At 67.7% G+C, this 1,694-nt stretch carries 2 protein-coding genes; one reads left to right on the top strand and one right to left on the bottom strand.

Annotation, left to right across the window (positions count from 1 at the left end; translation table 11 throughout):
* Positions 1 to 531 precede the first annotated feature (531 nt).
* Positions 532 to 789 carry a hypothetical protein gene (locus tag AB8Z36_RS37710; RefSeq protein ID WP_369217887.1) on the bottom strand — a complete coding sequence of 86 codons (258 nt, stop codon included), beginning with the start codon at positions 787 to 789 and terminating at the stop codon, positions 532 to 534.
* Between the two features lie 713 nt (positions 790 to 1,502).
* Between AB8Z36_RS37710 and AB8Z36_RS37705 the strand changes: the two genes are divergently transcribed.
* Positions 1,503 to 1,694, top strand: a 192-nt coding sequence (locus tag AB8Z36_RS37705) for a hypothetical protein (RefSeq protein WP_369217886.1), incomplete at its 3' end; no start/stop codon positions are given.

The raw sequence follows: 1,694 nt of genomic DNA, 5'->3' as shown, positions 1-1,694 counted from the left end.
GGATCCCGTTGACCACCTGCCGGCGATCCCGCACCGGACGACCCATCCGCGGTGGAGCCAGAAACGGCTCGATCACCGCCCACGACTCATCAGTCAGCTCATGACGACGCACCACGAACAGACCAACGACCACAGCACTTTGCGGACACGGCCTAGCGGGCGACCTCGGGGAGCCGCACGGTGGAGGTACCGAACTGGACCATGGCCCGGTGGTCGGTGTCGGCCGGGTCCGTGACGCCCAGGACATGCGAGGGCAGAGCGAGTCACTCGGCGACATGACGCAGGCTCCCGACATCGCTGAGATGCCGTTTGCCCAGTTCCAGGGCCGAGATGTAGGTCTTGTGGTAGCCCAGGAGCGCACCGGTCTCCATCTGGCTGGTGCCCTGGACGTGCCGGTGGTACTTCAGGATCGAAGCCAGGTCGCGTAGCGAGGACGGCCTGAGCCTCCGGTGTCGCCCAGCGCCAGGAGGCCAGCCGCGCCGACCGGCGCGTGGTCGGCCCGGAAGCAGTAGTGCAGGCGTCCACGACGAGTCACCTGCCGGGGTGGTCGTACCAGGCCGCGATCGACCGCTTGCAACCTTCGGGCATGGTCAGGCCACCGATCTCGTGCCGGTGGTAGAGCCCAATCTCCTTGTGCTCGTGGCTCAGGACCGGCATACGGTCGGGGGACAGAACCGTGCAGCCGTAGGTGACGATCAGGACCCGGCGGTCGGGGATCGGCTCGTAGATCCAGGTCCCGCCGTCGAGCAGAGGACCGGCCTTCGCCATCCAGCCGCTCTCCTCCGCCACCTCGCGCTCCAGCGCCGCACCGGGACTCCTGTCGGCTGGCGCCGACCTGTGACCTGCGGGACCGATTTCCAGCCGACCGCCCGGCAGTTCCTACTCTCGCCACGCTCGTTATGCAGGAGCAACACGCGTGCGCGGGCATCGAGGGCAACACCCTTGACGGATACCGGCCACAACGACGGCTTGTACATGTGTTGTCCCTGAGACGTGAGGGTGGGCGTGCCCTTCGGAACGTAGCACCCGTCCGCAAGGCCAAGCCAAGATTGCCACCTTTGCCCGAATGGACAATGTGTCGCTTTACGTCGCCCGCCGTTCGTCCGGACGCTAAACGTCCAGCCCGATGAAAGAGGAGTACCTCGATGCCGACCCGCTCGCTCACTCTGTTCCAGACGCACGTCACGCCCCTCACCGGCGGTGTCGGCCAGACCTCCACCGTGATGGAACTCGTGCGGAGGCCGGGGGGTCGCCACCGTCGACGGACTGGAGACCCGGGCCAGAGTTCTCGCCTTCGCACAGCAGGTGATGTCGCTCGTACCGCACCCCGACAGCGACCCGGATGCGCTGACCACTATCCGTGACACAGGCGCCTCCCGACGCCCCGGGCTGGCGGGACTGGGCACCGGAGAACTCCTCGCGCATCCCGAGCGCTCCAGCCTTCCCCGTCCCCCCGTCTGATGCTCCTGGTCTGCCAGCAACCCGCCGCTTCGGGTGGAGACGTGCTCCTGACCGACGGCCGCGCCCTGCACACCCTCCTCCTGGAACGCGCGCCCCGGGCCTTGGAGACGATGGCCCTACCTGGTACTGCCTTTTACGGCGACGGCGGCGGACACCCCTCTCAGATCTTCACCCGCCACCGAGGCGAGCGGGTCTCCATGCGCCTGCGCCAAGACGCCCTCGCCTCGTTCAGC

The sequence above is a fragment of the Streptomyces flavofungini genome, assembly GCF_041028215.1.
GTDB classification, from domain to species: Bacteria; Actinomycetota; Actinomycetes; order Streptomycetales; family Streptomycetaceae; genus Streptomyces; species Streptomyces flavofungini_B.
The sequence above is the reverse complement of the archived record's forward strand: the minus strand, read 5'-3'. Positions and strand labels throughout refer to the sequence as shown.